Annotated in this window: 29 protein-coding genes and 2 pseudogenes; 12 read left to right on the top strand and 19 right to left on the bottom strand. The window is 71.8% G+C overall.

What is annotated here, in order from left to right:
- Positions 1-5: 5 nt before the first annotated feature.
- Genes FHS29_RS21730 through FHS29_RS21720 form a run of 3 tightly spaced genes read left to right on the top strand, consistent with a single transcriptional unit; the run spans position 6 to position 1,126 of the window.
- The gene (locus FHS29_RS21730; protein WP_184693153.1) at positions 6-269 is read left to right on the top strand and encodes a hypothetical protein; all 264 of its coding nucleotides are present in this window, start codon (positions 6-8) and stop codon (positions 267-269) included.
- 42 nt (positions 270-311) lie between these two features.
- A complete protein-coding gene (locus FHS29_RS21725; protein ID WP_184693151.1) occupies positions 312-707 on the top strand; it encodes an ArsR/SmtB family transcription factor in 396 nt (131 codons plus the stop codon).
- The gene (locus FHS29_RS21720) at positions 704-1,126 is read left to right on the top strand and encodes a Fur family transcriptional regulator (RefSeq protein WP_184693149.1); all 423 of its coding nucleotides are present in this window, start codon (positions 704-706) and stop codon (positions 1,124-1,126) included. Before FHS29_RS21725 ends, FHS29_RS21720 begins: the two co-directional genes overlap by 4 nt.
- Positions 1,127-1,132: 6 nt before the next feature.
- On the opposite strand, the gene FHS29_RS21715 is transcribed toward FHS29_RS21720, so the two are convergent.
- The 13 genes and pseudogenes from FHS29_RS21715 to FHS29_RS36320 all read right to left on the bottom strand — a co-directional run.
- Positions 1,133-1,951, bottom strand: a complete 819-nt coding sequence (locus tag FHS29_RS21715) for a TIGR03943 family putative permease subunit (RefSeq protein ID WP_184693147.1) — start codon at positions 1,949-1,951, stop codon at positions 1,133-1,135.
- Complete coding sequence (locus FHS29_RS21710) at positions 1,948-2,958, bottom strand: permease (RefSeq protein ID WP_184693145.1); 1,011 nt, start codon at positions 2,956-2,958, stop codon at positions 1,948-1,950. Before FHS29_RS21710 ends, FHS29_RS21715 begins: the two co-directional genes overlap by 4 nt.
- A gap of 42 nt (positions 2,959-3,000) precedes the next feature.
- Positions 3,001-3,273: a hypothetical protein gene (locus FHS29_RS21705; RefSeq protein WP_184693143.1), complete on the bottom strand. Its 273-nt coding sequence runs from the start codon at positions 3,271-3,273 to the stop codon at positions 3,001-3,003.
- A complete protein-coding gene (locus FHS29_RS21700) occupies positions 3,273-3,704 on the bottom strand; it encodes a hypothetical protein (RefSeq protein WP_312865033.1) in 432 nt (143 codons plus the stop codon). Before FHS29_RS21700 ends, FHS29_RS21705 begins: the two co-directional genes overlap by 1 nt.
- Complete coding sequence (locus FHS29_RS21695; RefSeq protein WP_246440625.1) at positions 3,701-4,642, bottom strand: isoprenyl transferase; 942 nt, start codon at positions 4,640-4,642, stop codon at positions 3,701-3,703. Before FHS29_RS21695 ends, FHS29_RS21700 begins: the two co-directional genes overlap by 4 nt.
- A 126-nt stretch (positions 4,643-4,768) precedes the next feature.
- Complete coding sequence (recO, locus tag FHS29_RS21690) at positions 4,769-5,521, bottom strand: DNA repair protein RecO (RefSeq protein WP_184693141.1); 753 nt, start codon at positions 5,519-5,521, stop codon at positions 4,769-4,771.
- Between the two features lie 66 nt (positions 5,522-5,587).
- The gene (gene era / locus FHS29_RS21685) at positions 5,588-6,484 is read right to left on the bottom strand and encodes a GTPase Era (protein ID WP_184693139.1); all 897 of its coding nucleotides are present in this window, start codon (positions 6,482-6,484) and stop codon (positions 5,588-5,590) included.
- A gap of 503 nt (positions 6,485-6,987) precedes the next feature.
- Entirely contained in the window at positions 6,988-7,311 is a 324-nt protein-coding gene (locus FHS29_RS21680) for a (2Fe-2S) ferredoxin domain-containing protein (RefSeq protein ID WP_246440623.1), read from the bottom strand.
- A 2-nt stretch (positions 7,312-7,313) separates the two neighbouring features.
- Positions 7,314-7,676 carry a cytidine deaminase-like protein gene (locus FHS29_RS21675; protein ID WP_184693136.1) on the bottom strand — a complete coding sequence of 121 codons (363 nt, stop codon included), beginning with the start codon at positions 7,674-7,676 and terminating at the stop codon, positions 7,314-7,316.
- Positions 7,669-8,970, bottom strand: a complete 1,302-nt coding sequence (locus FHS29_RS21670; RefSeq protein ID WP_184693134.1) for a hemolysin family protein — start codon at positions 8,968-8,970, stop codon at positions 7,669-7,671. Before FHS29_RS21670 ends, FHS29_RS21675 begins: the two co-directional genes overlap by 8 nt.
- Before the next feature lie 10 nt (positions 8,971-8,980).
- The gene (gene ybeY, locus FHS29_RS21665; RefSeq protein ID WP_184693132.1) at positions 8,981-9,535 is read right to left on the bottom strand and encodes an rRNA maturation RNase YbeY; all 555 of its coding nucleotides are present in this window, start codon (positions 9,533-9,535) and stop codon (positions 8,981-8,983) included.
- A gap of 5 nt (positions 9,536-9,540) precedes the next feature.
- Positions 9,541-9,906 (bottom strand): annotated as a pseudogene (locus FHS29_RS36325) (PhoH family protein); the annotation flags it as partial.
- Positions 9,907-10,980: 1,074 nt separating this feature from the next.
- Positions 10,981-11,691, bottom strand: a pseudogene (locus tag FHS29_RS36320) (PhoH family protein); the annotation flags it as partial.
- A gap of 151 nt (positions 11,692-11,842) precedes the next feature.
- On the opposite strand from FHS29_RS36320, the gene FHS29_RS21655 reads away from it, so the two are divergent.
- Together FHS29_RS21655 and FHS29_RS21650 are read left to right on the top strand one after the other, a co-directional pair.
- Positions 11,843-12,631, top strand: a complete 789-nt coding sequence (locus FHS29_RS21655; RefSeq protein WP_184693128.1) for a GNAT family N-acetyltransferase — start codon at positions 11,843-11,845, stop codon at positions 12,629-12,631.
- Between the two features lie 52 nt (positions 12,632-12,683).
- Positions 12,684-14,066, top strand: coding sequence for an FAD-binding oxidoreductase (locus FHS29_RS21650; RefSeq protein WP_312865032.1), 1,383 nt, complete (start codon positions 12,684-12,686; stop codon positions 14,064-14,066).
- Positions 14,067-14,123: 57 nt separating this feature from the next.
- On the opposite strand, the gene FHS29_RS21645 is transcribed toward FHS29_RS21650, so the two are convergent.
- The 5 genes from FHS29_RS21645 to hrcA form a co-directional block, all read right to left on the bottom strand.
- Complete coding sequence (locus tag FHS29_RS21645) at positions 14,124-14,465, bottom strand: histidine triad nucleotide-binding protein (protein WP_184693126.1); 342 nt, start codon at positions 14,463-14,465, stop codon at positions 14,124-14,126.
- A gap of 10 nt (positions 14,466-14,475) precedes the next feature.
- Complete coding sequence (locus FHS29_RS38220; protein WP_184693123.1) at positions 14,476-15,147, bottom strand: alpha/beta hydrolase family protein; 672 nt, start codon at positions 15,145-15,147, stop codon at positions 14,476-14,478.
- Between the two features lie 297 nt (positions 15,148-15,444).
- Positions 15,445-16,179: a 16S rRNA (uracil(1498)-N(3))-methyltransferase gene (locus FHS29_RS21635; protein ID WP_184693121.1), complete on the bottom strand. Its 735-nt coding sequence runs from the start codon at positions 16,177-16,179 to the stop codon at positions 15,445-15,447.
- Entirely contained in the window at positions 16,176-17,324 is a 1,149-nt protein-coding gene (dnaJ, locus tag FHS29_RS21630; RefSeq protein WP_184693119.1) for a molecular chaperone DnaJ, read from the bottom strand. The genes FHS29_RS21635 and dnaJ overlap by 4 nt, the downstream gene beginning before the upstream one ends.
- Positions 17,325-17,403: 79 nt before the next feature.
- Positions 17,404-18,426: a heat-inducible transcriptional repressor HrcA gene (hrcA, locus tag FHS29_RS21625; RefSeq protein ID WP_184693117.1), complete on the bottom strand. Its 1,023-nt coding sequence runs from the start codon at positions 18,424-18,426 to the stop codon at positions 17,404-17,406.
- A 111-nt stretch (positions 18,427-18,537) separates the two neighbouring features.
- On the opposite strand from hrcA, the gene FHS29_RS38215 reads away from it, so the two are divergent.
- Positions 18,538-19,278, top strand: coding sequence for a GNAT family N-acetyltransferase (locus tag FHS29_RS38215; RefSeq protein WP_184693115.1), 741 nt, complete (start codon positions 18,538-18,540; stop codon positions 19,276-19,278).
- Positions 19,279-19,375: 97 nt separating this feature from the next.
- Here the strand turns inward: FHS29_RS38215 and hemW are convergent, their stop codons facing one another.
- Positions 19,376-20,590: a radical SAM family heme chaperone HemW gene (hemW, locus tag FHS29_RS21615; RefSeq protein WP_184693113.1), complete on the bottom strand. Its 1,215-nt coding sequence runs from the start codon at positions 20,588-20,590 to the stop codon at positions 19,376-19,378.
- Positions 20,591-20,684: 94 nt separating this feature from the next.
- Between hemW and FHS29_RS38495 the strand changes: the two genes are divergently transcribed.
- From FHS29_RS38495 to FHS29_RS21595, 6 genes are all read left to right on the top strand, one after another.
- On the top strand, positions 20,685-20,771 hold the full coding sequence (locus tag FHS29_RS38495) for a putative leader peptide (protein WP_376774458.1): 87 nt from the start codon (positions 20,685-20,687) through the stop codon (positions 20,769-20,771).
- Between the two features lie 112 nt (positions 20,772-20,883).
- Positions 20,884-22,566 (top strand): nitrite/sulfite reductase, encoded by a 1,683-nt coding sequence (locus FHS29_RS21610; protein WP_184693111.1) that lies wholly within the window; start codon positions 20,884-20,886, stop codon positions 22,564-22,566.
- Positions 22,563-22,721 (top strand): hypothetical protein, encoded by a 159-nt coding sequence (locus FHS29_RS36960; protein ID WP_015098919.1) that lies wholly within the window; start codon positions 22,563-22,565, stop codon positions 22,719-22,721. The genes FHS29_RS21610 and FHS29_RS36960 overlap by 4 nt, the downstream gene beginning before the upstream one ends.
- Complete coding sequence (locus FHS29_RS21605; protein WP_184693109.1) at positions 22,718-23,419, top strand: phosphoadenylyl-sulfate reductase; 702 nt, start codon at positions 22,718-22,720, stop codon at positions 23,417-23,419. The genes FHS29_RS36960 and FHS29_RS21605 overlap by 4 nt, the downstream gene beginning before the upstream one ends.
- Complete coding sequence (gene cysD, locus FHS29_RS21600) at positions 23,416-24,348, top strand: sulfate adenylyltransferase subunit CysD (RefSeq protein WP_246440620.1); 933 nt, start codon at positions 23,416-23,418, stop codon at positions 24,346-24,348. The genes FHS29_RS21605 and cysD overlap by 4 nt, the downstream gene beginning before the upstream one ends.
- Positions 24,348-25,688, top strand: a complete 1,341-nt coding sequence (locus tag FHS29_RS21595; protein ID WP_184693107.1) for a sulfate adenylyltransferase subunit 1 — start codon at positions 24,348-24,350, stop codon at positions 25,686-25,688. Before cysD ends, FHS29_RS21595 begins: the two co-directional genes overlap by 1 nt.
- Positions 25,689-25,706: the final 18 nt, after the last annotated feature.

The raw sequence follows: 25,706 nt of genomic DNA, 5'->3' as shown, positions 1-25,706 counted from the left end.
CCACGGTGGCGGATTCGAAGCGGACGCTGATCCCCGGTGCCGGACCGTTGGCCCGGGTGCCTGCCCCTCTGGTGTTCCTGCTGGTCCTGGCGCTGTTCGGGACCGGGGTGTGGCTGCGGGGCACGGTCGGGGCGGTGTTGCTCGGGGTGCTGGCGCTCGGGGTCGCCGCGCTGCTCGCGAGCACGTGGCAGTTCCTCGCGCCGAGCGCCCGTGTTCTGCGGGTCCTGGTGCTCGCGGTGCTCGTGCTCGTCACCGTCTCGGTGCTCTGACCGTAGTATTGGTGGTGAAAATCCATACCACCTGGAGGCGCCGTGACGGTCGAAGTGCGGAGCGAGCACGTGCACTCCCCCGTTCGCGGCGGCGCGCAGCCGGTTCCGCCCCGGCCCGCCCACACCCTGGCCGCCGCCGGGGAGCTGCTGCGGGCGCTGGCCGCACCGGTCCGGATCTCGATCGTGCTCCAGCTGCGCGAGGCCGACCGCTGCGTGCACGAGCTGGTGGAGGCGCTGGGCGCGGCCCAGCCGCTGATCAGCCAGCACCTGCGGGTGCTGAAGGCGGCCGGCGTGGTGCACGGCGAGCGGCACGGGCGCGAGGTGGTCTACCGGCTGGTGGACGAGCACCTGGCGCACATCGTGGTGGACGCGGTGACGCACGTCGAAGAAGGTCCGCGTGGTATCAACTCCGGAGGACTTGGAACGGAGGACCTGTGACTACGAGCGAGCGCCCCAACACCGCTGTGCCTGGACTGCGGTCCACCAAGCAGCGCACGGCGGTGTCCCAGCTGCTCGATTCGCTGGACGAGTTCCGCTCCGCGCAGGAGCTGCACGAGGAGTTGCGCAAGCGCGGCGAGGGCATCGGCCTGACCACGGTCTACCGGACGCTCCAGTCGCTGGCCGACGCCGGCGAGGTGGACGTGCTGCGCACCGACTCCGGCGAGGCCATCTACCGCCGCTGCTCCGCCCACCACCATCACCACCTGGTGTGCCGCAACTGCGGGCGCACGGTGGAGGTGGAGGGCCCGGCGGTGGAGAAGTGGGCCGACCGGGTGGCTGCGGAGAACGGGTTCTCCGAGGTCAGCCACACCGTGGAGATCTTCGGCACCTGCGCGGACTGCTCGAAGTCGGCCTAGCGCGGGTCAGCCCTCGTAGGTGTCCTCCGGCGGGACGATCGGCGTGACCTCGCCGACCGTGAACGTGGGCACGTACGCGGTGTCCTTGGTCGCCGAGCCGGGCACCACCCGGCCAGTGGCCTCCACCCACTGGTCGGTGGGCAGCGCGCTGAAGTCCTGCCCCACCATCAGCGCCTTCACCGGCGCGGCGTCGGCGGCGCAGCACGAGATGGTCAGCCGGGCGAGGTAGACGTTCTGCTCCTTGCGCACCACGAAGCCGGTGAGCTTGACGGTCCGGTCGTTCAGCGACCCCGAGTCGTCCCACGCGGTGCGGGTGACGAACTCGGTGATGGTCAGCGGGATCACCCGGTCGTCCGGCAGCGGTGCGAACCCGCTGCCCGCCTTGGACTGCTGCGCCGCGTTGCGGTCGGAGCGGTTCACCGTGTCCGCGCCCAGCGCGGGCGGGCTGATCAGGAACACCGCCAGCACCGGCAGCAGGAGCATCCACGGGCTGCGTGAGCTGTGCTCGTGCCCGTCGTGGTGGACCGCCGCCGGTGCCGCCACGTGTCCCTCGGGACGTGCCTGCGCGTGCGACTCCGCGTGCGACGCGGCGTGAGACTCCGCGTGTGCCTCGGCGTGCGACCCGGCCTGGGCCTCTTCGCGCCGGCCGTCGCTCAGGTCCTTCACGATCGCGACCACGGCCAGCAGGATCATGATCGCGCCGGTCGCGACCAGCCACGGCTGGAGCGATTCCTTGACGTACCGGAGGTACGTGCCGGTCAGCGCCAGCTTCAGCAGCGCGCCGCCCAGCAGCACCAACAGGATGTTCTGCGTTTCCCGCCTCATAGGAACACCGCTCCCGCCCCCAGGGCGCTCAGGATCGCCACCACGAACGTCATCGGCGCGAACCGGGCCGCGAACGACCGGCCGAACGCGCCCGCCTGCAACGCGATCAGCTTCACGTCCACCGCCGGGCCCACCACCAGGAACACCAGCCTCGGCAGCAGCGGCAGCGCGGACATGGAGACCGCGACGAACGCGTCCGCCTCGCTGCACAGCGCCAGCACGACCGCGAGCAGCGCCATCACCAGGATGCCCAGCACCAGCTGCGCGCCCAGGGTCTCCATCCACGCCGCCGGCACCAGCACGTTGAACGCCGCCGCGAACACGCCGCCCAGCACCAGGAACCCGCCCGCCTCCACCAGGTCGTGCCGGGCGGTCTCGGCGAACACCGCCCACCGGGACCTGCCGTCGTCGTCCGGCAGCCGGCGCAGCGCGCGTTCGGCGATCCACTCGGACTTGCCGAACCGGGTCCACAGCCAGCCCATCACGACGGCGGTGAGCAGCGAGCCGACGAACCGGGCCGGGACCATCATCGGGGCGTCCCGGAACGCCACGGCGGTCGAAACCAACACGATCGGGTTAACCGCCGGCGCGGCCAGCAGGAACGACAGCGCCACCGCCGGAGCCACGCCCTGCTGCATCAGCCGGCGCGCGACCGGCACCGAGGCGCACTCGCAGCCCGGCAGCGCCACACCGGCCACGCCCGCCACGGGCACCGCCAGCGCGGTCTTCTTCGGCAGCAGCCGGCGCAACGCGCTCGCGGGCACGAACGCCGCGATGGCCCCGCTGATCAGCACACCGAGCACCAGGAACGGCATCGCCTGCACGCAGACGGCCACGAACACGGTCGACGCGGTGCGCAGCACCGGCACGTCCAGCGCGGCCACCAGCCAGTCCTGGAAGACCAGGGCCACCACCAGCAGGACGCACAGCACCTCCAGCGAGGTGATCCGCAGGCGGGGCGGGGTGCGGCGCGGGCGTGACCCCCGGAGTTCGCCAGTGATTGTCACTTTCGAGATGATGCCAGGGTTCGCGCGCGCCGCCGAACCGACCTACGTCGGGTCTTCGACCTCTTCGCGGAGCTCGTCGATCGTGGACAGCACGTCCATCGCGCTGCGCACCGGCAGCAGCGGCTCCACCACGGCCGTGACGCCCCGGCCCTCCTGGATCACCGACTCGGCCAGCGCCACCGCCTCGTCGCGCTCGTACGGCCCGCACACGAACGAGTCCCAGTCCTCGCCCGCCGACGCCTCGAAGGTGATCGCCCACGGCAACCCCTCGATCTCCGCCTCGTCGTCCGGCTCGTACACGATCACGCCACCCATCAGGCACCGCCTTCCGCACTCGCCAGCAGCTCAGTGCGCAGCTGCGACGCCGTCGAGACCACCAGCATGAGCAGAGTGCTCAGCGGCTCCGTGCGCAAACCCTCGGCCGGGAACGCGTACCGCAGGGTGACGTCCATACCGCGTTCGGTGTGCACCACGCCCAACGTGCCGAACAGGCCCTGACCTGCCCGTTCAGCGGACGAGACGGCCAGCTTCGGGTCCTCGGGCAGATCCCACGCCACCACGCACGTCAAGCTCAGCACGGTCAGGCCTTCGGCAAGCCGCATCGCCTGCACCGCGCACGGCACCTCGCCGTGCCGGAAGCTCAACGCGCCGTCGTCGTCCACGTGCACCTCGTGGAACAGCTCCAGCGCCTCGCGGGCGGCGGTGAGCAGCTGCGCCGTCACCGCGGCGTCCTCGTCCTCGGTCACCGGGTCTCCTCGTGGTCGTGGGCGGGCCGGCCTTCGGCGGGCTCGTCGGTCGCGGGCCTGCCTGCCGTGGGTTCGTGGGCCGCGGGTTCGTCGGCGGTGGACTCGTCGGCGGTGGACTCGTCGAACAGCGGTTCGTCGGGCTTGTCCACGGCGCCGCCGAAGCGCCGGTCGCGCCGGGCGAACACCTCGCACGCCCGCCACAGGTCCAGCCGGTCGAAGTCCGGCCACAGGATGTCCTGGAACACCAGCTCCGCGTAAGCCGACTGCCACAGCAGGAAGTTCGACGTGCGCTGCTCCCCCGACGGGCGGATGAACAGGTCGACGTCCGGCATGTCCGGCTGGTACAGGTACTTGGCGAGCGTCCGCTCGTCCACCTTCTCCGGGTTGATCCGCCCGGCGGCGGCGAGCCGGGCGATCTCCCGCGCGGCGTCGCCGACCTCGGCCCGTCCGCCGTAGTTGATGCACATCGCCAGGTTCAGCACCGTGTTGTCGCGGGTGCGCTCCTCGGCGACCTCCAGCTCCTTGATGACGCTGCGCCACAGCCTCGGCCGGCGGCCCGCCCAGCGCACCCGGACGCCCAGCTCGTCCAGCTCGTCCGTGCGGTGGTGGATGACGTCGCGGCTGAAGCCCATCAGGAAGCGGACCTCGTCGGGACTGCGCCGCCAGTTCTCGGTGGAGAACGCGTACAGCGACAGCCACTTCACGCCCAGCTCGATCGCGCCCTTGGCCGCCTCCACGACGACGGCCTCGCCGCGCTTGTGCCCCTCGATGCGGGACAGCCCGCGCTGGTTGGCCCACCGGCCGTTGCCGTCCATGACGATCGCGATGTGCTTGGGCACGAGGTCGGCCGGGATCGCGGGCGGGACGGCGCCGGAGGGGTGCGGTTCCGGGGGTCGGGCAACGCGCTTGACGCGTTCGGCCCGCCTTCGGCGAAGCATGGCGGTCCTCTCGGAGGTCGGTGCGGGATTCTCGGTCTGTGCGGCGGTCTCGTGTGGAGGGTCGGTGCGCGGTCGCCCCTGTGCGGGCAGGACTCCGCGCTGTCCCGCCGGTCGCGGCTGGCGACTCTATCCGTCCGCCAAGGGTGCCTTGCGCTCGACCAACGGCAGCGACCTGAGCCGGCGTTCGAGGTGCCACTGGAGGTGCGCGGCGACCAGGCCGCTGGCCTCGCGGCGGGGCGCGTTCGGGATGCCGTCCACGACGTCCCAGTTGCCGTGCAGCAGCGCGGTGAGCAGCCGGAGCGTGTCCACATTGGGCGTCGAGCTGCCCGGCGGGCGGCAGTTGTGGCACACCAGGCCGCCCGCGTGGACGTTGAACGCCTTGTGCGGACCCGGATCGCCGCAGCGGGCGCACTCGTCGACGGCCGGCGCCCAGCCCGCGAACGCCATGGCGCGCATGAAGAACGCGTCGAGGATGAGCGAGGGGTCGCGTTCCTTGGCGGCGAGGGCCCGCAGCGCGCCGGTCACCAGCAGGTAGAGGCGCAGCACCGGCTCGCCTTCCTCGGCGGTGAGCCGGTCGGCGGTCTCCAGGACGGCGCACGCGGCCGTGTAGCGCTGGTAGTCGTCCACCAGGTCGACGCCGAACGCGTCCAGCGTCTGCACCTGCGTGACGACGTCCAGCGAACGGCCGGGGTAGAACTGGACGTCCACGTGCCCGAACGGCTCCAGCCGTGCGCCGAACCGGGACGAGGTGCGCCGGACGCCCTTCGCGACGGCCCGCACCTTGCCGTGCTTCTGGGTCAGCAGCGTGATGATGCGGTCGGCCTCACCGAGCTTCTGCACCCGGAGGACGACCCCCGTGTCCCGGTACAGGTTCGCCATGGTCTGTTCGCTACCCCAGTCGCTGTCGCCACCCCGGTCGCTCTCGGCGGTCGGAAGCTTCGGCGGTCAGAAGCCCAGTCTACGGAGCTGCTTGGGGTCGCGCTGCCAGTCTTTGGCGATCTTGATGTGCAGGTCCAGGTAGACGCGGGTGCCCAGCAGCTTCTCGATGTGCCGGCGCGCGGTGATGCCGACCTGCTTGAGCCGTTCGCCGCGGTGGCCCAGGATGATCGCCTTCTGGCTGGCGCGCTCGACGAAGACGTTGGCGTGCACGTCCACCAGGTCGTCGCGGCCTTCGCGGGGCAGCATCTCCTCCACGACGACCGCGATCGAGTGCGGCAGCTCGTCGCGGACGCCCTCCAGCGCGGCCTCCCGGATCAGCTCGGCGACCAGGGTCTGCTCGGGCTCGTCGGTGAGCTCGCCGTCCGGGTAGAGCGGCGGCCCCTCGGGGAGCTTCCGCAGCAGCAGGTCGGCGAGCGTGTCGACCTGGTAGCCGTTCTGCGCGGACACCGGGATGAACTCGGCGAACTCCATGATGTTCTGCAAGGCCAGCAGCTGCTCGGCCACCTGCTGCTGGCTCACCAGGTCCGTCTTGGTGACGATGCCGATCACCGGGGTCCGCTTGGCGATCTTCTCCAGCTCGGCGGCGATGAACTTGTCGCCGGGCCCGACCTTCTGGTCGGCGGGCACGCAGAAGCCGACGATGTCGACCTCGGACCAGGTCTCCCGGACGAGGTCGTTGAGCCGCTGGCCGAGCAACGTCCGGGGCCGGTGCAGGCCGGGCGTGTCCACCAGGATCAGCTGGCCGTCCTCCCGGTGCACGATGCCGCGGATGGTGTGCCGAGTGGTCTGGGGCTTGCTCGACGTGATCGCGACCTTGGTGCCGACCAGCGCGTTGGTCAACGTCGACTTGCCGGCGTTGGGACGGCCGACGAAGCACGCGAACCCGGAACGGTAACCATCCATCCGCCCATTGTCCCCGCCCCCGCCGACCGCGCCCCTCCACCCCTCGTCCAGACCGCAATGCTCCGGGAAGCCCGTCCGGTTGTCCTGCCGCCGGAGATTTCACTCCATGTCGTGAACCAGCCGGTTTTCGGGACTTCTCGGGCACTTTCGGCGCGGCGTTTTCGTTGCCGAGGAAGTATGGAGGCGAGGCGCGGCGGGGGTCGTATGGCACCGGCCCGGCGGGCACGCGCGCGTTCGTCCTGATTGGCTTGGCGTCGGTTGGCCTGATTGGCTTGGCGTCGGTTGGCCTGATTGGCTTGGCGTCGGTTGACGCGCCGCTTGCGGTCGCTGTCCGGTCGGTCGCTATCACCGGGGTCGCGCTCACCGGGGATGGCGCTCACCGGGAGACCCGGGGGTGGCGCTCACCGGGAGACGCGCTCACCGGCGGACGGGGGACTTGATCCGCTCGATCACGTCCCCCACCGTGCAGGACTCACACCTGCTGTGCGGGCGGAACGCAGGCCTCAAGCCTGCTGTGCGGGCGGGACGATGCGGTTCAGGTCGAGGTTCGCCGGCAGGGGGCCGCCGGAGGTCAGCCAGGCTTCCAGGTCGTCCATCACGGCGTCGTGCAGCACGAAGCCGAGCCACACCGGTTTTCCGCCCGCCGGCTTCACGACGACGACGTTGGAGTTCTCGCAGGCGTCGAGGCAGTCGGCGGTCCGCACGCGCACCCGTCCGCCGGACCCGACGGCCAGGGCCTCCAGGCGGCGCAACTGCTCCTCGTGGTCGTAGTCGGGGTGCTTCTTCACGGTGCCGCAGCAGCAGCCGCGGCACACCGTCACGTGCACCACTACACGGTGTCCCGGAGCGCACCGGACGCGTCGGCGCGGAAGACGGGGGCGTCGGCGGTCAGGTCACGGACCGCGTTGACGGAGTCCGCGTCCACGGCGTCGGCACCGGTCACCACGGCGGCGGCTTCCAGGCCTTCCGCGCCGCTGGACACGGCGGCGGCCACGGCGGCCTGGAGGGCGGTCAGGCGCAGGGACGGCAGCGCGACCGTGGTCGCCGCGTAGGTCCGCCCGTCGGTGTCGCGGACGGCCGCGCCTTCGGCCGCTCCCGTGCGGGCGCGGGCCGAGCGGGCCAGCGTGATGATCTTGGTGTCCTCCGGGTCGAGGGAGGTCGTCGGCGTCGTCGCGGGGGTGGAGTCAGTCACCTGGGGTTCCTTCCGGGCTGTTGTCGCCGTTCACCGGGCGGACGAGCACCGTGGTGATGCGCATCCGCCCGCGTTCGTCCTTGCCGCCTTCCGCGCGCATGCGCAGGCCGGCGATCTCCGCCTCGGTACCGGGCAGCGGCACGCGGCCCAGGCGTTGGGCGAGCAGGCCGCCGACCGTCTCCACCTCGTGGTCGTCCAGCTCGGTGCCGAACAACGCGTCCAGGTCGTCCACCGGCAGCCGGGCGCTGACCCGGACCGAGCCGTCGGTCAGGTGCTCGACCGGCGGGCGGTCGTCGGTGTCGGACTCGTCGGTGATCTCCCCGACGATCTCCTCCAGGATGTCCTCGATCGTCAGCAGTCCCGCCGTGCCACCGTATTCGTCCACCACCACCGCCAGGTGGTTGCGGGACAGCTGCATCTCGCGCAGCAGGTCGGCGATGGGCTTGGAGTCGGGGATGAACGACGCCGGCTTCATCACGTCCGCGACGGTCGTGCCGTTCGGTTCCTCGGACAGCGTCAGCCGCACCAGGTCCTTGAGGTTCACCACGCCGACGATGTCGTCCACGCTCTCGCCGATCACCGGCACCCGGGTGTACCCGGTGCGCAGGGACAGCGCCAGCGCCTGCCGCACCGACTTGGCCTGCTCGATCCACACGATCTCGGTGCGCGGCACCATCACCTCGCGCGCGATGGTGTCACCGAGTTCGAACACCGAGTGGATCATCTCGCGTTCGCCCTCGTCCACGACGCCGCGTTCCTGCGCCATGTCGACCAGTTCGCGCAGCTCGACCTCGGAGGAGAACGGGCCTTCGCGGAAGCCCTTGCCGGGGGTGATGGCGTTGCCGACCAGGATCAGCAGTCTCGACAGCGGTCCCAGCACGCGGCCGAGCACGCGGATCGGTCCGGCGGCCACCAGGCTCACCGCGTACGGGTGCTGCCGGCCGATGGTCCGCGGGCCGACGCCGACCAGCACGTACGACACGACGAGCATGCTCAGGCCGGCGACCAGCACGGCCACCCAGCCGGTGCCGATCAGCCGCAGGCACACCACGGTGACCAGCACGGTCGCCGACAGCTCGCAGCCCAGGCGCAGCAACAGCAGCAGGTTGACGTGCCGGGGCCGGTCGGCCAGCACCTGGATGAGCTGCCGGGTGCCCGCCCGGCCCTGCCGCTGCAACGCTTCGACGCGTGCCCGTGACACCGTGCCGAGTGCGGCGTCCGCGCCGGCGAACGCGCCCGCACCGAGCACCAGCAGTACCGCCAGCACGATCAGGCTGGTGGAGTCCCCCGTCACCGCGGCCGCCTCAGGTGGTCGGGTCGGGCCTGTCGGAATCCTCCAGGCCCACCGCCCCGAGCAGTTTCGAGTCGGCCTCGCGCTGCGCGGCGGTGCGCTCGGCTTCGGCGGCGGCGGTGCGGAAGTCGCCCAGGATCCGGTTCTGCAGGGTGAACATCTCGCGCTCCTCGGCGGGCTCGGCGTGGTCGTAGCCCAGCAGGTGCAGCACGCCGTGCACGGTCAGCAGGTGCAGCTCGTCGAGCAGGCCGTGGCCCGCTTTCTTCGCCTGGTCCTTGGCGAACGCCGGGCACAGCACGATGTCGCCGAGCAGCGCCGGGCCCAGGCCCGCCGCGTCGGGTCGGCGGGCCGAGTCCAGCTCGTCCATCGGGAACGCCATGACGTCCGTCGGTCCGGGCAGGTCCATCCAGCGCTGGTGCAGGTCGGCCATCACGTCCAGTTCGACCAGCAGGACGGACAGCTCGGCCAACGGGCTGACGCCCATCCGGTCCAGCGCGAACCGGGCGGCGGAGACGATGGACGGCTCGTCCACGGTCACGCCGGATTCGTTCGCGATCTCGATGCTCACGGCGCCTATCGTCCCCGGCGGTGCCCTCGTGACCGCGCACCGGGTCCGGCATGCTGCTGCCGGCCCTCGCCCAGGTCGTGTTCGTCCTGTTCGACCTGCCACTTCTCGTAGGCGTCGACGATGTCCGCGACCAGCCGGTGGCGGACCACGTCGCTGCTGGTCAGGATGGAGAAGTGGACGTCGTCCACGCCGTCGAGGATGTCCTTGACGACCTTGAGCCCGGACCGCTGCCCGCCGGGCAGGTCGATCTGGGTGATGTCGCCGGTCACCACGATCTTGGAGCCGAAGCCGAGTCGGGTGAGGAACATCTTCATCTGCTCGGGCGTGGTGTTCTGCGCCTCGTCCAGGATGATGAACGCGTCGTTGAGCGTGTTGTGCGTGAGCAGGTAGTCCTCGGTGACGTAGAGCGAGTCGGCCGCCGCCACCTGGATGCAGACCGCTTCGGCGCGACCGGCCGGTTCGATGCGGTCGATGAACCGCTCCGGCCGCCCGCCGCCCCCTGCTGCCCGGTACTCCTGCTGCTTGTGGGCCAGCCGGAACGGCTCGACGCCTTCGGGCAGCCTGATGTCGACGAGGTGGGTGTCGCGGAGGTGCGGCTCCGGGCGGTCGTCCGCACATTCCGGTGCCCGGCCGGTCGCCGGCCGGCGGTGGACGTGGGCGACGCCGCCCAGGGACCGGACCAGGCGGAGCACGCCGTCCCTCAGCGCGGGGGACGTGGTCGTGTACCGGATCCCGCAGGTGCGGTCGACTCCGGTCACCGGCTCGCCGGCGGCGTCCAGCAGCCCTTGGAGGACGGCCAGCCGAACGTGCGCGGTGTTGTCCAGGTAGACGTCCGGGACGAACCTCGTGTGCGGGTGGGTGCCGAGCGGGCTCAGTGAACCGAGCGCCTCGGTGACCGGGTCCTCCAGCGTGGCCACGGCACCGGCGGTCCGCACCCGGTCGGGGGTGCGGTCCGCGTGGACCTCACGGCGCACCTCGGCGCCGGTCAGCGCGGCGTCCGACGTGGGGACGGCTTCCCCGTCCTCGGTGGCGGGGCTGTGCGAGCCCGTCGGGCGGCCGTCGCCGAGCAGCAGGCCGAGCGCGTACGGGTCCAGGGGGAACGGCCGCTCCGGTTGGCAGGCCGGCGCGCTGAGCAGCGGCAGTTCGTACCGCCGGGCGGGTGCCGCGCCCAGGTCGCCGATCAGCTCCTTGGTCTCCAGGACCCGCCAGGGCTCGTCGCGCCGGTGGTCGGAGGCGGTCCGCACGGTCCAGAGGTGGTCCCCGCAGCACAGCGTGGACGCCCCGTCCTGCGCGGTGACCCGGTAGACGTCCTTCTCGCCCTGGGGGTAGACGCCGAGGACGGGGGTCGGCTCGCCGTTCGAGCCGATGACCAGGTCACCGACCTCCAGCTCGCCGATGGGGCGGAAGCCGTCCGGGGTCAGCACGTCGGTGGAGACCGGTTGCGCCCGGCCGCGCATGTAGGCCAGGGGGGCGACCTCGATGGTGCCCGCCTGGGTCAGGCGCGGGATCGACTCGGGGTCGACCATGTCGTGCAGCGCGTCGTACAGGGGGCGCAGGTACGGGTCGATCTTCTCGTAGAGCGTGCCGGGCAGGTAGCCCAGCCGCTCGCCCGCTTCGACCGCGGGGCGGGTGAGGATGATCCGGTTGACCTGCTTGGCCTGGAGCGCCTGCACGGCTTTCGCCATCGCCAGGTACGTCTTGCCGGTGCCCGCCGGGCCGATGCCGAAGACCACGGTGTTCTGGTCGATCGCGTCGACGTAGTGCTTCTGGTTCAGCGTCTTCGGGCGGATGGTGCGCCCGCGCCGGGAGATGATGTCCAGGCTGAGCACCTCGGCGGGTGACTCGCTGGTGCCCGCGGACAGCATGGCGACGGTGCGGCGGACCGTGTCCGGGCCGACCTGCTGGCCGCGGCCGGCGAGGGTGATCAGCTCGCTGAACACGCGCTCGGCGAACGCCACGTCGGCGGGTTGGCCGGACAGGGTGATCTCGTTGCCGCGCACGTGCACGTCGGCGTCGAGCAGTTCCTCCGCGAGCCGGAGGTTCTCGTCGCGCGAACCGAGCAGGGCGAGCACCGCGCCGTCGGGCACGGCGAACTTGGACTGGGCGTCAGCCGCGGCGTGGCCGGCCTGCGGCGTGTTGTCTGCGGTGTCGGCCACGTGGCCTCGGGCCTGCTTCCTGCGCGTTCGCGCCGAACTCGGGTGTACTTGACCTACTGCCACCGATGCTAGCCGCCCCCACCGACACCGCGCACCGGAGTAAGAACCGGGAACGGGAAACCGGTTGGACACGGCAGGTGTACTCGACGGCGTGGAGACCTTGCGCGCCCTCACCCCGGCTGACGTGTCGGCTTGTGTCGCCCTGGCGGCCGACCGGGACTGGCCGCCGGAGCCCGCCAAGTGGTGGTTCCTGCTCACTGCCGGCACCGGGTTCGGCGTGTTCGACGGCGTCGACCTGGTCGGCACCGCGGTCGTCACCCGCTTCGGTGACGTGCACGCGGCGCTGAGCATGGTGCTGGTAGCCCGCGGCCACGGCGGGCGCGGGTTGGGCCGGCGGGTGGTGGAGCACGCGCTGGCGTTCGCGGACATCCCGCTCGTCTCGCTGTACGCCACGGCTTTCGGCAAGCCGCTGTACGAGAAGCTGGGGTTCCGGTCGGTGGGCCGGACGGCCGGGCACTTCGGCACGTTGACCGCGCCGCCGTCGGGGGTGAGCAGGCCGGCCGGACGGGCGGACCGGGCGCGGGTGGTGGCCGAGGACGCGGCGGTGTTCGGCGCGGACCGGTCGGCGATGTGGGCGCGGCTGTTCGACTTCGCGCACGAGGTGCGGGTGGCCGACGGCGGGTTCGCGGCGTCCTGGCGCAACACCGACCGGCTGATGGTCGGGCCGGTGGTCGCGGACTCGGTCGGGACGGCGAAAGCGCTGATCGCGGACCTGGCGGGGGACGGGCCGGCGCGGGTGGACGTGGCGGACCCGGAGCTGGCGGCGTGGCTGTCGGCGAACGGGATGCCCGCCCGGTTCGAGGTGGACCAGATGGTGCGCGGCGACCTCACCGGGGACCGCGGCCGGCTCTACGCGCCGGTGATGCAGGCGCTCGGATGACCCGATAGACGGCTGTGTCGCACGTCACTCAGGTCCACCATGGTGGTGGGGGGTGAGGGCCGTGGAGTTCGACCGCAGGACGTTCCTCGGCGCGACCGGCCTGGTGGCGCTGGGCGGCTGGGACCGGGACTGGAACCGGCTGCGCCGGGTGCTGACCGGCCGGCTGGTGTTGCCCGGCGACGCCGACTACGACACCGTCCGGCGTCCCTACAACCTGGTGTACGCGCGCCGCCGGCCTGCGGCGATCGCCCTGTGCGCGGTGGAGTCCGACGTGGCGCGGTGCCTGGAGTTCGCCTCGGCGGAACGCCTCCCGGTCGCCGCGCGGTCCGGTCGGCACAGCTACGCGGGCTACTCGGTGCCCGAGGACGGGCTGGTCGTCGACCTGGCCGCGCTGAACCGGGTCGAGGCCGGCGGTGAGTCGGTGGTCGGCGCGGGCACCTCGATGATCGACCTGTACGAAGGGCTGGGCGCGGCCGGTCGGCTGCTGCCCGCCGGGACGTGCCGCAGCGTCGGCGTCGCCGGGTTGGCGCTCGGTGGCGGGATCAGCGTGGTGGCCCGGAAGTACGGGCTGACCTGCGACTACCTGCGCGGCGCGCGGATCGTCACGCCGGACGGGTCGGTGCGGGAGGTGGACGCGGAGCACGAGCCGGACCTGTTCTGGGCGCTGCGCGGCGGCGGTGGCGGGAACTTCGGGGTCGTCACGTCGTTCCGGTTCGCCACCGAGTCGGCCCGCGACCTGGTGCCGTTCGAGTTGCGCACCCCGGCGGGCGCGGCGGTGGACGTGTTCGGGGCCTGGCAGGAGTGGATGGTCGGTCTGCCGGACGAGATGTGGGCGGCGTGCCGGCTGGACTCGGGGCGCCCGACGCGCGCGCTGGTGTCCGGCTGCTGGGTGGGCACGCCGGAGACCCTGACGCCGCTGCTGGACCGGTTGGCGGCGAAGGTCCCGGTACTGGCGCGGGACCTGCGACCGATGGACCACCTGACGGCCATGCGGTACTACGCGGGATGCCTGGACAGGTGTCCGCCGTTCACCGGGACGCCGTTCGTGGCTTCGTCGCGGATGGTCCGGGAGCCGCTCGACCCGGCGCTGGTGGTGGGGCTGCTGGAGGGCGAACGGGCGACCGCGATCCTGTTCGACTCGTTCGGCGGGGCGATCGCGCGGGTCGGGGCGGAGGAGACGGCGTTCCCGCACCGGGACGCGATCGCCAGCGCGCAACTCTTCGTGGAAGCGCGCGGGGTGGGCGAGGCGCAGGCGCGGCGGGAACTGGCCTCGGTGCGCGACGGGCTGGACCTCGGCACCGGCTACGTGAACTACATCGACCCGGAGATGCCGGACTGGCGGCGGGCCTACTACGGCGACAACCACCCGAGGCTGCACCACGTGGCCCGCCGCTACGACCCGGACCGCGTCCTGGCGTTCCCGCAGGCCGTCTAGGGACGGTGTCCGGCGGCTCCCGCCCCGCAGCGACGGCCTGCGGAGACCGGGCCGGGTCTAGGCGAGCGCGCCGAGTTCGCGCCCGCCGAGCAGGTGCAGGTGGGCGTGGAAGACCGTCTGGCCGGCGTCGGCGCCGGTGTTGAACAGCAACCGGTAGCCGCCCTCGTCGACGCCCTCGGCCGCGGCCACCTCGCCGGCCGCGAGGAACAGGTCGTCCAGCACGCCCGGCGCGGCGGTGGCCAGGGCGACGGCGTCCGGCGAGTGCAGCTTCGGCACCAGCACCACGTGCGTCGGGGCCTGCGGCGCGATGTCGCGGAACGCCATGGTCGTCTCGGTCTCGTGCACGATCGTGGCCGGGATCTCGCCCGCGACGATGCGGCAGAACAGGCAGTCGGACATGGCCCGCAGGCTAGCGGGCCAGCCGGAGCGCGGCGTCCCGGCAGGTGGCCCACGCGGTCGTGCCGGGCGTGATCAGGTCCATGTGGCCGACGCCGGGCAGGGTGACCAGCTCGGCGCCGGACGCGGCGGCGAACGCCACGCTCTGCTCGATCGGCACGTCCTCGTCGTCCTCGCCGTGCACGAGCACCATCGGCTTGTCGATCGGCAGCAACGCCGCCGGCGACGCGTCCGCGTACCGCTCGGGCACCTGTTCGGGACTGCCGCCGAGCAGTTCGGCCGCGCGCCGGGTGATCTCCGGGTGGCGGAGGAAGTCCAGGACACCGGCCTGGGCGACCGCTCCGATGACGCGGGGGTGCCGTGCCGCCGCCCACACCGCCAGGTGGCCACCCGCCGAATGTCCGAGGGTGACGACATCGGCGTCCAACGCGTCGATAGCGGCCAAAACATCGTTACCGGTTTCCGGCCATCCACCGCCGCCGGTTACCCGCCGGTACTCGACGTTGTAGGCGGCAACGCCGTGAGCAGCCAGATCGGCCGCGAGCGGGCGTCCCAGCTCCAATCCATAACGCTGATGCCAAAACCCGCCGTGGATGACCACGACAATGGGGGACGAGCCCCTCCCGTCAACCGTCAACAATTCACCGAACTGGCTCGGATGCCCGCCGTACGAGATTCGCGACACCGGACCAGCATCGCCGACCAGCCCGGACACGCGTGCGCGCGGGGTCCGGAGCGGGGGCACCCCGGGAGGAGCAAGCCGGCAGCAGCAGTCCTGGAAGGAACAGCCCGAAAAGAAAGGGGCCGCGTCGCGGTGGGACCTGGGGGTCGCCCCACCGCAACGCGGCCGACGCCGGACCGAGGGGGGAGGTGTCCGGCGAGTTCTGTGGTCTGAAGGGTCGATCGCGACTAGACCAATGCAACCCCTCAGGCCACGAGAGTAACCCCTATTCCGGCGGTCCGCCAGAAGAGAGCACCACTATTACCGCCAGCGATCGGTCAGCACACCCAGCGCTCCCAAAGCGACCGCCGCGGCCGTCGACGCTCGCAGAACGGTGGGGCCCAGTCGCACCGCGTGCGCGCCTGCCTCGGTCAACGCGCTCAACTCGGCGTCCGTGATGCCGCCTTCGGGCCCGACCACCAACAGCACCTCGCCCGCATCCGGCAGGGTCACCGCTTTGAGGTTGACCGGAGCCGACTCGTGCAAAACCAATGCAACTGTGGCGGACTGCGCCAGGCCGGCCAGCGCGGGTGTGCCCACCGGTTCCGCGACGGACGGCACGCGGGCCCTCCGCGCCTGTTTCGCGGCCTCCCGCGCGGTGCTGCGCCAGCGTTCCAGCGCCTTCGCCCCGCGCGGGCCGTCCTCCCACTTGGTCACGCAGCGGGCGGCCTTCCACGGCACCACGCCGTCGACGCCCGCCTCGGTGGCCAGTTCCACCGCCAGCTCGCCCCGGTCGCCCTTCACCAGCGCCTGCGCCAGCACCACCCGCACCGCGGGCTCGGGCACGACCCAGCGCTCCACCACGCGCAACCGCAGCGAGTCCTTCAGGGCCTCGTCGACCACGCACCGCACCTGCGCGCCGGTCCCGTCGGAGAGCACCAGTTCTTCCCCCGCGCGCAGCCGCCGCACGGTCGCCGCGTGCCGGCCCTCGGGACCGTCCAGCACGGCGTCCGCGCCCGACGGCAGCGCCGGGACCAGGAAGACCGGCAGCGTCACCGGTGGCCGCGGCCGGAGCGCAGCCGCGAGAACAGGCCGCCGCCGCCCTTGCCGTTGTGCGCGAGCGTCGGTTCCTCCTCGCCGCGCACCGAGGCCAGCTCCCGCAGCAACTGGGTCTGCTGCGCGTCCAGCTTGGTCGGCACCACGACCTCCAGGTGCACGTGCAGGTCGCCACGTCCGTCGATGCGGCCGGACGACCGCAGCCTCGGCATTCCCCGGCCGGTGAGCACCAGTTCGGTGTTCGGCTGGGTGCCGGGCTCGATCTCCAGCTCCTCCTCGCCGTCCAGGGTCTGCAACGGCAGCACCGCGCCCAGCGCGGCGGCCGTCATCGGGATGCGCACCGAGCAGTGCAGGTTCGACCCGTCCCGCTCGAACACCTCGTGCGGGACCTCCTCGACCTCCACGTACAGGTCGCCCGCCGGTCCGCCGCCGGAGCCGACCTCGCCCTGGCCCGCCAGCCGCACCCGCATCCCCTCGGCCACCCCGGCCGGGATCTGCACCGAGATGGTGCGCCGCGACCGGACCCGGCCCTCGCCCGCGCACTGGAGGCACGGGTCGGGGATGACCTCGCCCAAACCGCGGCACACCGGGCACGGACGCGCCGTGACCACCTGGCCGAGGAACGAGCGCTGCACCGACTGCACCTCGCCGCGCCCGCCGCAGGTGTCGCAGCGCACCGGGGACGAGCCGTCGGCGCAGCCGCTGCCCACGCACCGGTCGCACAGGATCGCCGTGTCCACGGTCAGCTCCCGCGACGCGCCCGCCGCGCACTCCTCCAGCGTCATGGACAGTCGGATCAGCGCGTCGGAACCGGGCTGCACCCGGCTGCGCGGGCCGCGCCCGCTGCCACCCGTGGCACCGAAGAACGCGTCCATGATGTCGCCGAGCCCGAAACCCGAGAACGGGTCGTGCATCCCGCCGCCACCGCCACCGGGCTGCAGCGGGTCGCCGCCCCGGTCGACGACGTCGCGCTTCTTCGGGTCCGACAACACCTCGTAGGCGGCCGTCACCTCTTTGAAGCGGGCCTCCTCGCCCGGGTTGACGTCCGGGTGCAGCTGGCGCGCGAGCTTGCGGTAGGCGCGCTTGATCTCCTCGGGTGTCGCGTTCTTGGAGACCCCGAGCGTGCCGTAGTAGTCCCTCGCCACCGTGTGTCCTCCTGCGGGCGCGTCGAGCACGCGCTCGCTCGCTTGCGAAACGTCCTAAAGGCCTTCGGTGTTCCCCCGACTAGCGTGCGGTCAGGATCTCCCCGACGTAGTTGGCGACCGCGAGCACGGCCGCCATCGTTCCCGGGTAGTCCATCCGCGTCGGCCCCACCACTCCCATACCCCCGAGCAGGTTGTCCCGGCTGCCGTAGCCGATGGACACGACCGAGGTGCTGCGCATCTCGGCCGCCTCGTTCTCCTCGCCGATGTGCACCAGGACCGTGCCGGGGTCGCGGGCCGCGGCCAGCAGCTTGAGCACCACGACCTGCTCCTCCAGCGCCTCCAGCACCTGGCGCAGCGAACCGGGGAAGTCTGCCACGTTGCGGGTGAGGTTCGCGGTGCCACCCAGCACCAGGCGCTCCTCCGGGTGCTCCACCAGCGACTCGATCAGCACCGTGCTCACCCGCAGCACCACGTCCCGCAGCTCGCCGGGCGCCAGCTCGGGCAGCTGGGCGACCTCGGCGGACGCGTCGGACAGCCGCTTGCCGACCATGGCCGTGTTGAGCATGGTGCGCATCCGCGCCACGTTCTCCTCGGTGATCACGTCCCCGAGGTCGACCGACCGCTGGTCGACCCGGCCGGTGTCGGTGATCAGCACCAGCATCAGCCGGGCGGGTGTGATGGCGAGCACCTCCAGGTGGCGCACCGTGGATCGGCTCAGCGTCGGGTACTGCACCACCGCGACCTGGCGGGTCAGCTGGGCGAGCAGGCGGACGCTGCGGCGCAGCACGTCGTCCAGGTCGTAGGCGCCTTCCAGGAAGCTGCGGATGGCCTTGCGCTCCGGCGAGGACAGCGGTTTGACCTCGCTGAGCCGGTCCACGAACAGCCGGTAGCCCTTGTCGGTGGGCACCCGGCCCGCGCTGGTGTGCGGCTGGGTGATGTAGCCGTCCTCCTCCAGCGAGGCCATGTCGTTGCGGACGGTCGCGCTGGACACGCCCAGGTTGTGCCGTTCCACCAGCGCTTTCGACCCCACGGGCTCCTGGTTGGAGACGTAGTCGGCGACGATCGCGCGCAACACCTCGAACCGGCGCTCATCGGCGTTCAACGCGCGTCACCTCCACTACGACGGACCTGCGTCACCACGAGTTTACGGAGGTGGGACGCCCGGCAGGGAAAGTCGGTGGCACCGCTTCGGCGCGGGTGGGTAGTTTCCGGTGTGCTCGCCGACATCCAGGCCGCCCTGCGTGACTCGATTCGTCCCGACGCCGAACAGGTCGGGCCGTTCCTGGTGCGCTTCGACGCCCACAGCGACAACGTGTACATGAACTACGCGGTACCCGAAGCCGGTGCCACTCCCACCGCCGCCGACGTCGCCGATCTCGTCGAGGCCTTCCGCGCCAGGTCCCGCACGCCGCGCCTGGAGTACCTGCGGCCGTCCCCGGCCGTGGACGCGGCCCTGGACCAGGCCGGTTTCACCGTCGACCAGTTGCAGCCGATGATGGGCGTCGACCGGGCCGACCTGCGGGTTCCCGACGTGCCGGACGGGGTGGAGCTGGTCGAGGCGACGTCCGACGACGAGCTGGTCGCGGTGTCGGAGGTGCAGAACCGGGCCTTCGGTGTGGGGTCGCTCACCCGGGAGGCCGCCGTCCACCGGCAGCGGGGGTTGCTCCGGCACGGCGGGCTGCTGCTGCTCGCGCTGGCCCGCGGCGAACCGGCGGGCGGGGGCTCGTACACCGGTCCGCAGGCCGGCCTGTCGCAGGTGGCGGGGATCGGCGTGCTGCCGGAGTACCGCAACCAGGGCATCGCGTCGGCGATCTGCGGCGAGTTGACCGCGCGGGTGTTCGCGGCCGGGAACATCCCGTTCCTGGAGACCGAGCCGGACGGCAAGGCCGGCCGCCTCTACGGGCCGATCGGCTACCGGACCATCGGGGAGTCGACGTCGATCTCGCTCAAGTGAACCCGCGCAGCACAGCCCGACCGGGCGAGCCCGCGCACCACCTCCGGCTCGGACAAGCCCGCACGGCCGCCTGGTGAACCCGCCACCAACGTCCCGCTCAGGTGAGCCTGCGCACCACGGCGTCGGCCAGCAGTCGGCCCCGATCGGTGAGCACGCAGCGGCCCCCGGCCAAGGCGTCCGGGTCCAGCAGCCCGTCCGCCGCCGCGACCTTCGCCTCGGCTTGGCCGTCGGCGTCGAGCACGTCCACCGGCAGGCCGACGGCCAGCCGCAGTTCCAGCAGCACGCGCTCCACCCGACGGTCGTCCTCGGACAGCACCTCCCGGCCCGCCGCCGGTGACCGGCCGGACGCCAGCAGTTCGCTGTACTTCGCCGGGTGCTTGACGTTCCACCAGCGCACACCGCCGACGTGGCTGTGCGCGCCCGGCCCCGCGCCCCACCAGTCCGCGCCCTGCCAGTACAGGACGTTGTGGCGGCACGCCGACTCCGGGCTCGCCGCCCAGTTCGACACCTCGTACCAGCGCAGGCCCTGCGCGGTCATCGCCGCGTCGATCAGCTCGTACTTGTCGGCCAGCACGTCGTCGTCGGGCATCGGCAGTTCGCCGCGCCGGACCCGGCGGGCCAGGGCGGTGCCCTCCTCCACGATCAGCGCGTAGGCCGACACGTGGTCCACACCCGCCTCCCGCACGGCGTCCAACGAGGCCCGGAGGTCGTCGCGGGTCTCCCCCGGTGTGCCGTAGATGAGGTCCAGGTTCACGTGGTCGAAGCCCGCCGCACCGGCCTCCCGCGCCGCCGCCACCGGACGTCCCGGCGTGTGGACGCGGTCGAGCACCGCGAGCACGTGCCGGGCCGCCGACTGCATGCCCAGCGACACCCTGGTGTAACCGGCGTCACGGATCGCGGCGAAGAACTCCGGCGAAGTGGACTCCGGATTGGACTCCGTGGTGATCTCCGCACCCCGCGCCAGACCGAACGACGACCGGACCGCGGCCAGCACGTCGGCCAGCCCGTCCGCGCCCAGCAGTGACGGAGTGCCACCGCCTACGAAGACGGTGTCGGCGGCCGGGGCGTGGCCCAGCACGGTCGCCGCCAGGTCCAGCTCCCGCCGCAGCCCCTCCAGCCACGACCCCGGCGACGCGGAAGTGCCCAGCTCACCGGCCGTGTAGGTGTTGAAGTCGCAGTAGCCGCAGCGGGTCGCGCAGAACGGCACGTGGACGTAGACGCCGAACGGACGGGCTCCGAGGCCCGTCAGGGCGGTCACGGGCAGTGAGCCGTCGGACGGCGCGGGGTCGCCGATCGGCAGAGCGGAGGGCATGGCCCCCATTGTCCCATTTACCAGGACCGGGAAGGTCGTCCCAGCATGCGGATGGCTGTAGACCACGGGGTGGACGCGTGGCACGCTGACTGGCATGACGTCGAACGGAGTGCGCCTGGTGGTCCGCCGCCACGTCGACTTCCGTCGTGTCTCCAGCGCGATGTGCCGTCGTTCGGCATAACCCGCGCGCGACTTTTTGTTCCCGTCGGCGCCGGGTGCGCTGACGAGACCCCCACCACTGCCCCACCGGGACTCGTACGCGCACCAGCGCCCCGAAACCCCGGAGGACGAAGATGGTCCCCCCGACGACGACGCCTCAGCGTGCCAAGCAGCGCCGAGGTGAGGGGCAGTGGGCGCTGGGCTACCGCGAGCCGCTGAACCCGAACGAGCGGAGCAAGAAGGACGACAACCCGCTCAACGTGCGGTCGCGGATCGAGAACATCTACGCCCACGGCGGGTTCGACTCGATCGACCCGGCCGACCTGCGCGGGCGGTTCCGCTGGTACGGCCTCTACACCCAGCGCAAGCCCGGCATCGACGGCGGCCGCACGGCCACCCTGGAGCCCGAGGAGCTGGACGACGAGTACTTCATGCTGCGCGTCCGCATCGACGGCGGCCGGCTGACCACGTCGCAGCTGGCGCTGATCGGCGAGCTCTCGCAGACCTACGCGCGGGACACCGCCGACATCACCGACCGGCAGAACGTGCAGTACCACTGGATCCGCATCGAGGACGTGCCCACCATCTGGCGCAAGCTGGAGGACGCGGGCCTGACCACGATGGAGGCCTGCGGCGACAGCCCGCGGGTGGTGCTCGGCTCGCCGGTCGCCGGCATCGCCGAGGACGAGGTGATCGACGGCTCGCCCGCGATCGACGAGATCCTCCGTCGCTACATCGGCGACCCGCGCTTCGCGAACCTGCCGCGCAAGTTCAAGACCGCGATCTCCGGTCTGCCGGACGTGGCGCACGAGATCCACGACGTCGCGTTCGTCGGCGTGGACCACCCGGAGCACGGCCCCGGCTTCGACGTGTGGGTCGGCGGCGGCCTGTCCACCAACCCGATGCTCGGCAGGCGGCTGGGCGCCTGGGTGCCCGGCGACGAGGTGCCGGACGTGTGGGAGGGCGTGATCAGCGTCTTCCGCGACTACGGCTACCGCCGGCTGCGGCACCGGGCGCGGATCAAGTTCCTGGTCGCCGACTGGGGCCCGGAGAAGTTCCGCGAAGTCCTGGAGACCGAGTACCTCGAGCGCAAGCTGGTCGACGGCCCGGCGCCGGAGGTGCCGGCGGTCCCGCGCGACCACATCGGCGTGCACCGGCAGAAGGACGGCCTGTACTACGTCGGCGCGGCCCCGATCGCCGGCCGGGTCTCCGGCTCCACGCTGGTGGAGGTCGCGAAGGCGGTCGAGCGGTCCGGGTCCACCCGGGTCCGGTTGACGCCGCAGCAGAAGCTGATCGTGCTGGACGTGCCGGAGGCGGAGGTCAAGGCGCTGCAAGCGGATCTGGCGGCGCTGGGGCTGCAGACCGAGCCGTCGCCGTGGCGGCGGGGCGTGATGGCGTGCACCGGCATCGAGTTCTGCAAGCTCGCGATCGTCGAGACCAAGGCCCGCGCGGTCGAGCTGGTGACCACGCTGGAGGCGCGGCTGGCCGACATCGTGTCGGGCGTGACCGCGCCGATCTCCGTGCACATCAACGGCTGCCCCAACTCGTGCGCCCGCATCCAGACCGCCGACATCGGGCTCAAGGGCCAGATCGTGACCGACGCGGACGGCAACCAGGTCGAGGGCTTCCAGGTGCACCTGGGCGGCGGGCTCGGCCTGGACGCCGGGTTCGGCCGGAAGCTGCGCGGCCACAAGGTGACCGCCCCGGAGCTGTCGGGCTACGTCGAGCGGGTGGTGCGGAACTTCGTGGCGCAGCGCGAGGAGGACGAGCGGTTCGCGCAGTGGGTCGGGCGTGCCGACGAGGCGGACCTGAAATGAGCGAGCGGGCCACACCGTTCTACTGCCCCTACTGCGGTGACGAAGACCTCCGGCCGCAGGAGGAGCCGAGTTACTCGTGGCTGTGCGCTTCCTGCCGCCGCGTGTTTACGGTGAAGTTCGTGGGTCTCAACCTTCCTCAGGAGGTGCAGCGATGACCGCCCCCACCAGGGCCGAGGAACTGAAGGTGATCGCCGAGGCCGCTTCGGTCGAGCTGGCTGACGCCACCGCCGAAGAGGCGCTCGCGTGGACCGCCCGGACGTTCGGCGAGAGCTGGATCGTCGCGTCGAACATGCAGGACGCCGTGCTGATCGACCTGGCGGTCAAGGTGAAGCCGGACATCGACGTGCTGTTCCTGGAGACCGGCTACCACTTCGCGGAGACCATCGGCACCCGGGACGCGGTGGACCTGGTCTACCCGGACGTGCACATCGTCAACGCCGCCGCCGAGCAGTCGGTGGCCGACCAGGAGCGCGAGTTCGGGCTGCTGAACCGGACCGACCCGAGCCGGTGCTGCAACCTGCGCAAGGTCGTGCCCCTGCAGCGCACGCTGAAGAACTACGACGCCTGGGTGACCGGTGTGCGCCGGGTCGACGCGCCGACCCGGGCGAACACGCCGATCGTGCAGTGGGACGACCGCAACGGGCTGGTGAAGGTCAACCCCATCGCGCCGTGGTCCGACGACGAGTTCAACGCCTACATCGCCGAGCACGGGATCCTGGAGAACCCCTTGGTGCAGGCGGGCTATCCCTCCATCGGCTGCGCACCGTGCACCGCCAAGCCGCTGCCGGGTGCGGACCCGCGCAGCGGCCGGTGGGCGGGTCAGGCCAAGACAGAATGCGGGTTGCACGGATGACCGCCGAAGATCTGCTCGCCGGGTCGAGCGCAGGCACGGCACTGGACGCGTTGGGACGCCTGGAGTCCGAGGCCGTCCACATCTTCCGCGAGGTGGCGGGCGAGTTCGACCGGCCGGTGATCCTGTTCTCCGGCGGCAAGGACTCCACCCTGCTGCTGCACCTGGCGGTGAAGGCGTTCTGGCCCGCGCCGGTGCCGTTCCCGCTGCTGCACGTGGACACCGGCCACAACTTCGAGGAGGTCATCGACTTCCGCGACCGCGTGGTGGCGCAGCACGGGCTGCGGCTGGAGGTCGCGAAGGTCCAGGACTTCATCGACGACGGGCGGCTGGTGGAGCGTCCCGACGGCACCCGGAACCCCTTGCAGACCGTTCCCCTGCTGGACGCGATCACCACTCACAAGTTCGACGCCGTTTTCGGCGGAGGACGCCGGGACGAGGAGCGCGCACGGGCCAAGGAGCGCATTTTCAGCCTCCGCAACGCCTTCGGACAGTGGGAGCCGCGCCGGCAGCGTCCCGAATTGTGGAACCTCTACAACGGAAGGCACCGTCCGGGGGAACATGTGCGGGTGTTCCCGCTGTCCAACTGGACCGAGCTGGACGTCTGGCACTACATCGCGCGAGAGGGGATCGAGTTGCCGTCGATCTACTACGCGCACCGACGTGACGTCTACCTGCGTGACGGCATGTGGCTGGCCGAGGGCCCGTGGGGCGGACCGCGCGACGGGGAGGCGCTGGTCACCAAGACCGTGCGCTACCGCACCGTCGGCGACGGCTCGTGCACCGGCGCCGTCGAGTCGGACGCCGCCGACATCGAGTCGGTGATCGCGGAAGTCGCCGCGTCCCGGCTCACCGAGCGCGGCGCGACGCGTGCCGACGACCGGCTGTCGGAAGCCGCCATGGAGGACCGCAAGCGGGAGGGCTACTTCTGATGAGCGACCTGTTGAGGCTGGCTACAGCGGGCAGCGTGGACGACGGGAAGTCCACGCTCGTCGGCAGGCTGCTCTACGACACCAAGTCCGTCCTCGCGGACACCCTGGACGCCGTGCACCGCGCCAGCGCCGACCGCGGCCTGGCCACGCCGGACCTGTCGCTGCTGGTGGACGGCCTGCGCTCGGAACGCGAGCAGGGCATCACGATCGACGTGGCGTACCGGTACTTCGCGACACCCAACCGGTCCTTCGTGCTGGCCGACACCCCCGGCCACGTGCAGTACACCCGCAACACGGTGACCGGCGCGTCCACGGCGCAGCTGGGCGTGCTGCTGGTGGACGCGCGCAAGGGCGTGGTGGAGCAGACCCGCCGGCACGCCGCCGTGCTCGCGCTGCTGGGCGTGCCGCGCCTGGTGCTCGCGGTGAACAAGATCGACCTGGTCGACTACGACGAGGTCACGTTCTCCCGCATCGCCAAGGAGTTCACCGCGCACGCCACCGCGCTCGGGTTCGCCGAGGACGCCGTGACGGAGATCCCGGTGTCCGCGCTCGCGGGCGACAACGTGGTGGAGCGCTCGGCCAACACACCCTGGTACACCGGGCCGACCCTGTTGGAACACCTGGAAACCGTGCCGGTCGACGTGGACCCGCACGACGCGCCGTTCCGCTTCCCGGTGCAGTACGTGATCCGCCCGCGCACCGCGGAGTTCCCGGACTACCGGGGATACGCGGGCCAGGTCGCCGCCGGCACCGTGCGGGTGGGCGACGAGATCACCGTGCTGCCGACGGGTCTGCTCAGCACCGTGGTGGGGATCGACACCGCCGACGGCCCGCTCGACGAGGCCGCCGCCGGGCAGTCCGTGACGCTGCTGCTGGAACACGACCTGGACATCTCGCGCGGCGACCTGATCTCGGGCGGCGAAGCCCCCACGGTCACCGACGAGTTCGAGGCCACCGTGTGCTGGTTGGCGGAGAAGGCGTTGCGGCCCGGCGCCCGCGTGCTGGTCAAGCACGGCACCCGGACCGTCCAGGCCATCGTGACCGAGCTGCGCACCAGGTTCGACGAGCAGAAGCTGGGCAGCTCGGAGAACCCCGACTCGCTCAAGCTCAACGAGATCGGGCAGGTCGTCGTGCGCACGGCCGAGCCCGTGCCCGTCGACGACTACACCCACAACCGCCGCACCGGGGCGTTCCTGGTCATCGACGCCTCGGACGGCAGCACGCTGGCCGCGGGACTGGTCGGGGCGCCGCTGCCGGTCCCGGACGGAGTGGACAGCTGTACCGAGGGCGGGAGCACCGCCCCGACCGACAGCCACGCCCTCGTCTCCCCCGGTCCCTGATCCCCTCGGAAAGGCCAC

The organism is Saccharothrix tamanrassetensis, assembly GCF_014203665.1.
Lineage (GTDB): Bacteria > Actinomycetota > Actinomycetes > Mycobacteriales > Pseudonocardiaceae > Actinosynnema > Actinosynnema tamanrassetense.
Note: the sequence above shows the minus strand (reverse complement) of the source record. Positions and strands in the feature narration are given on the sequence as shown.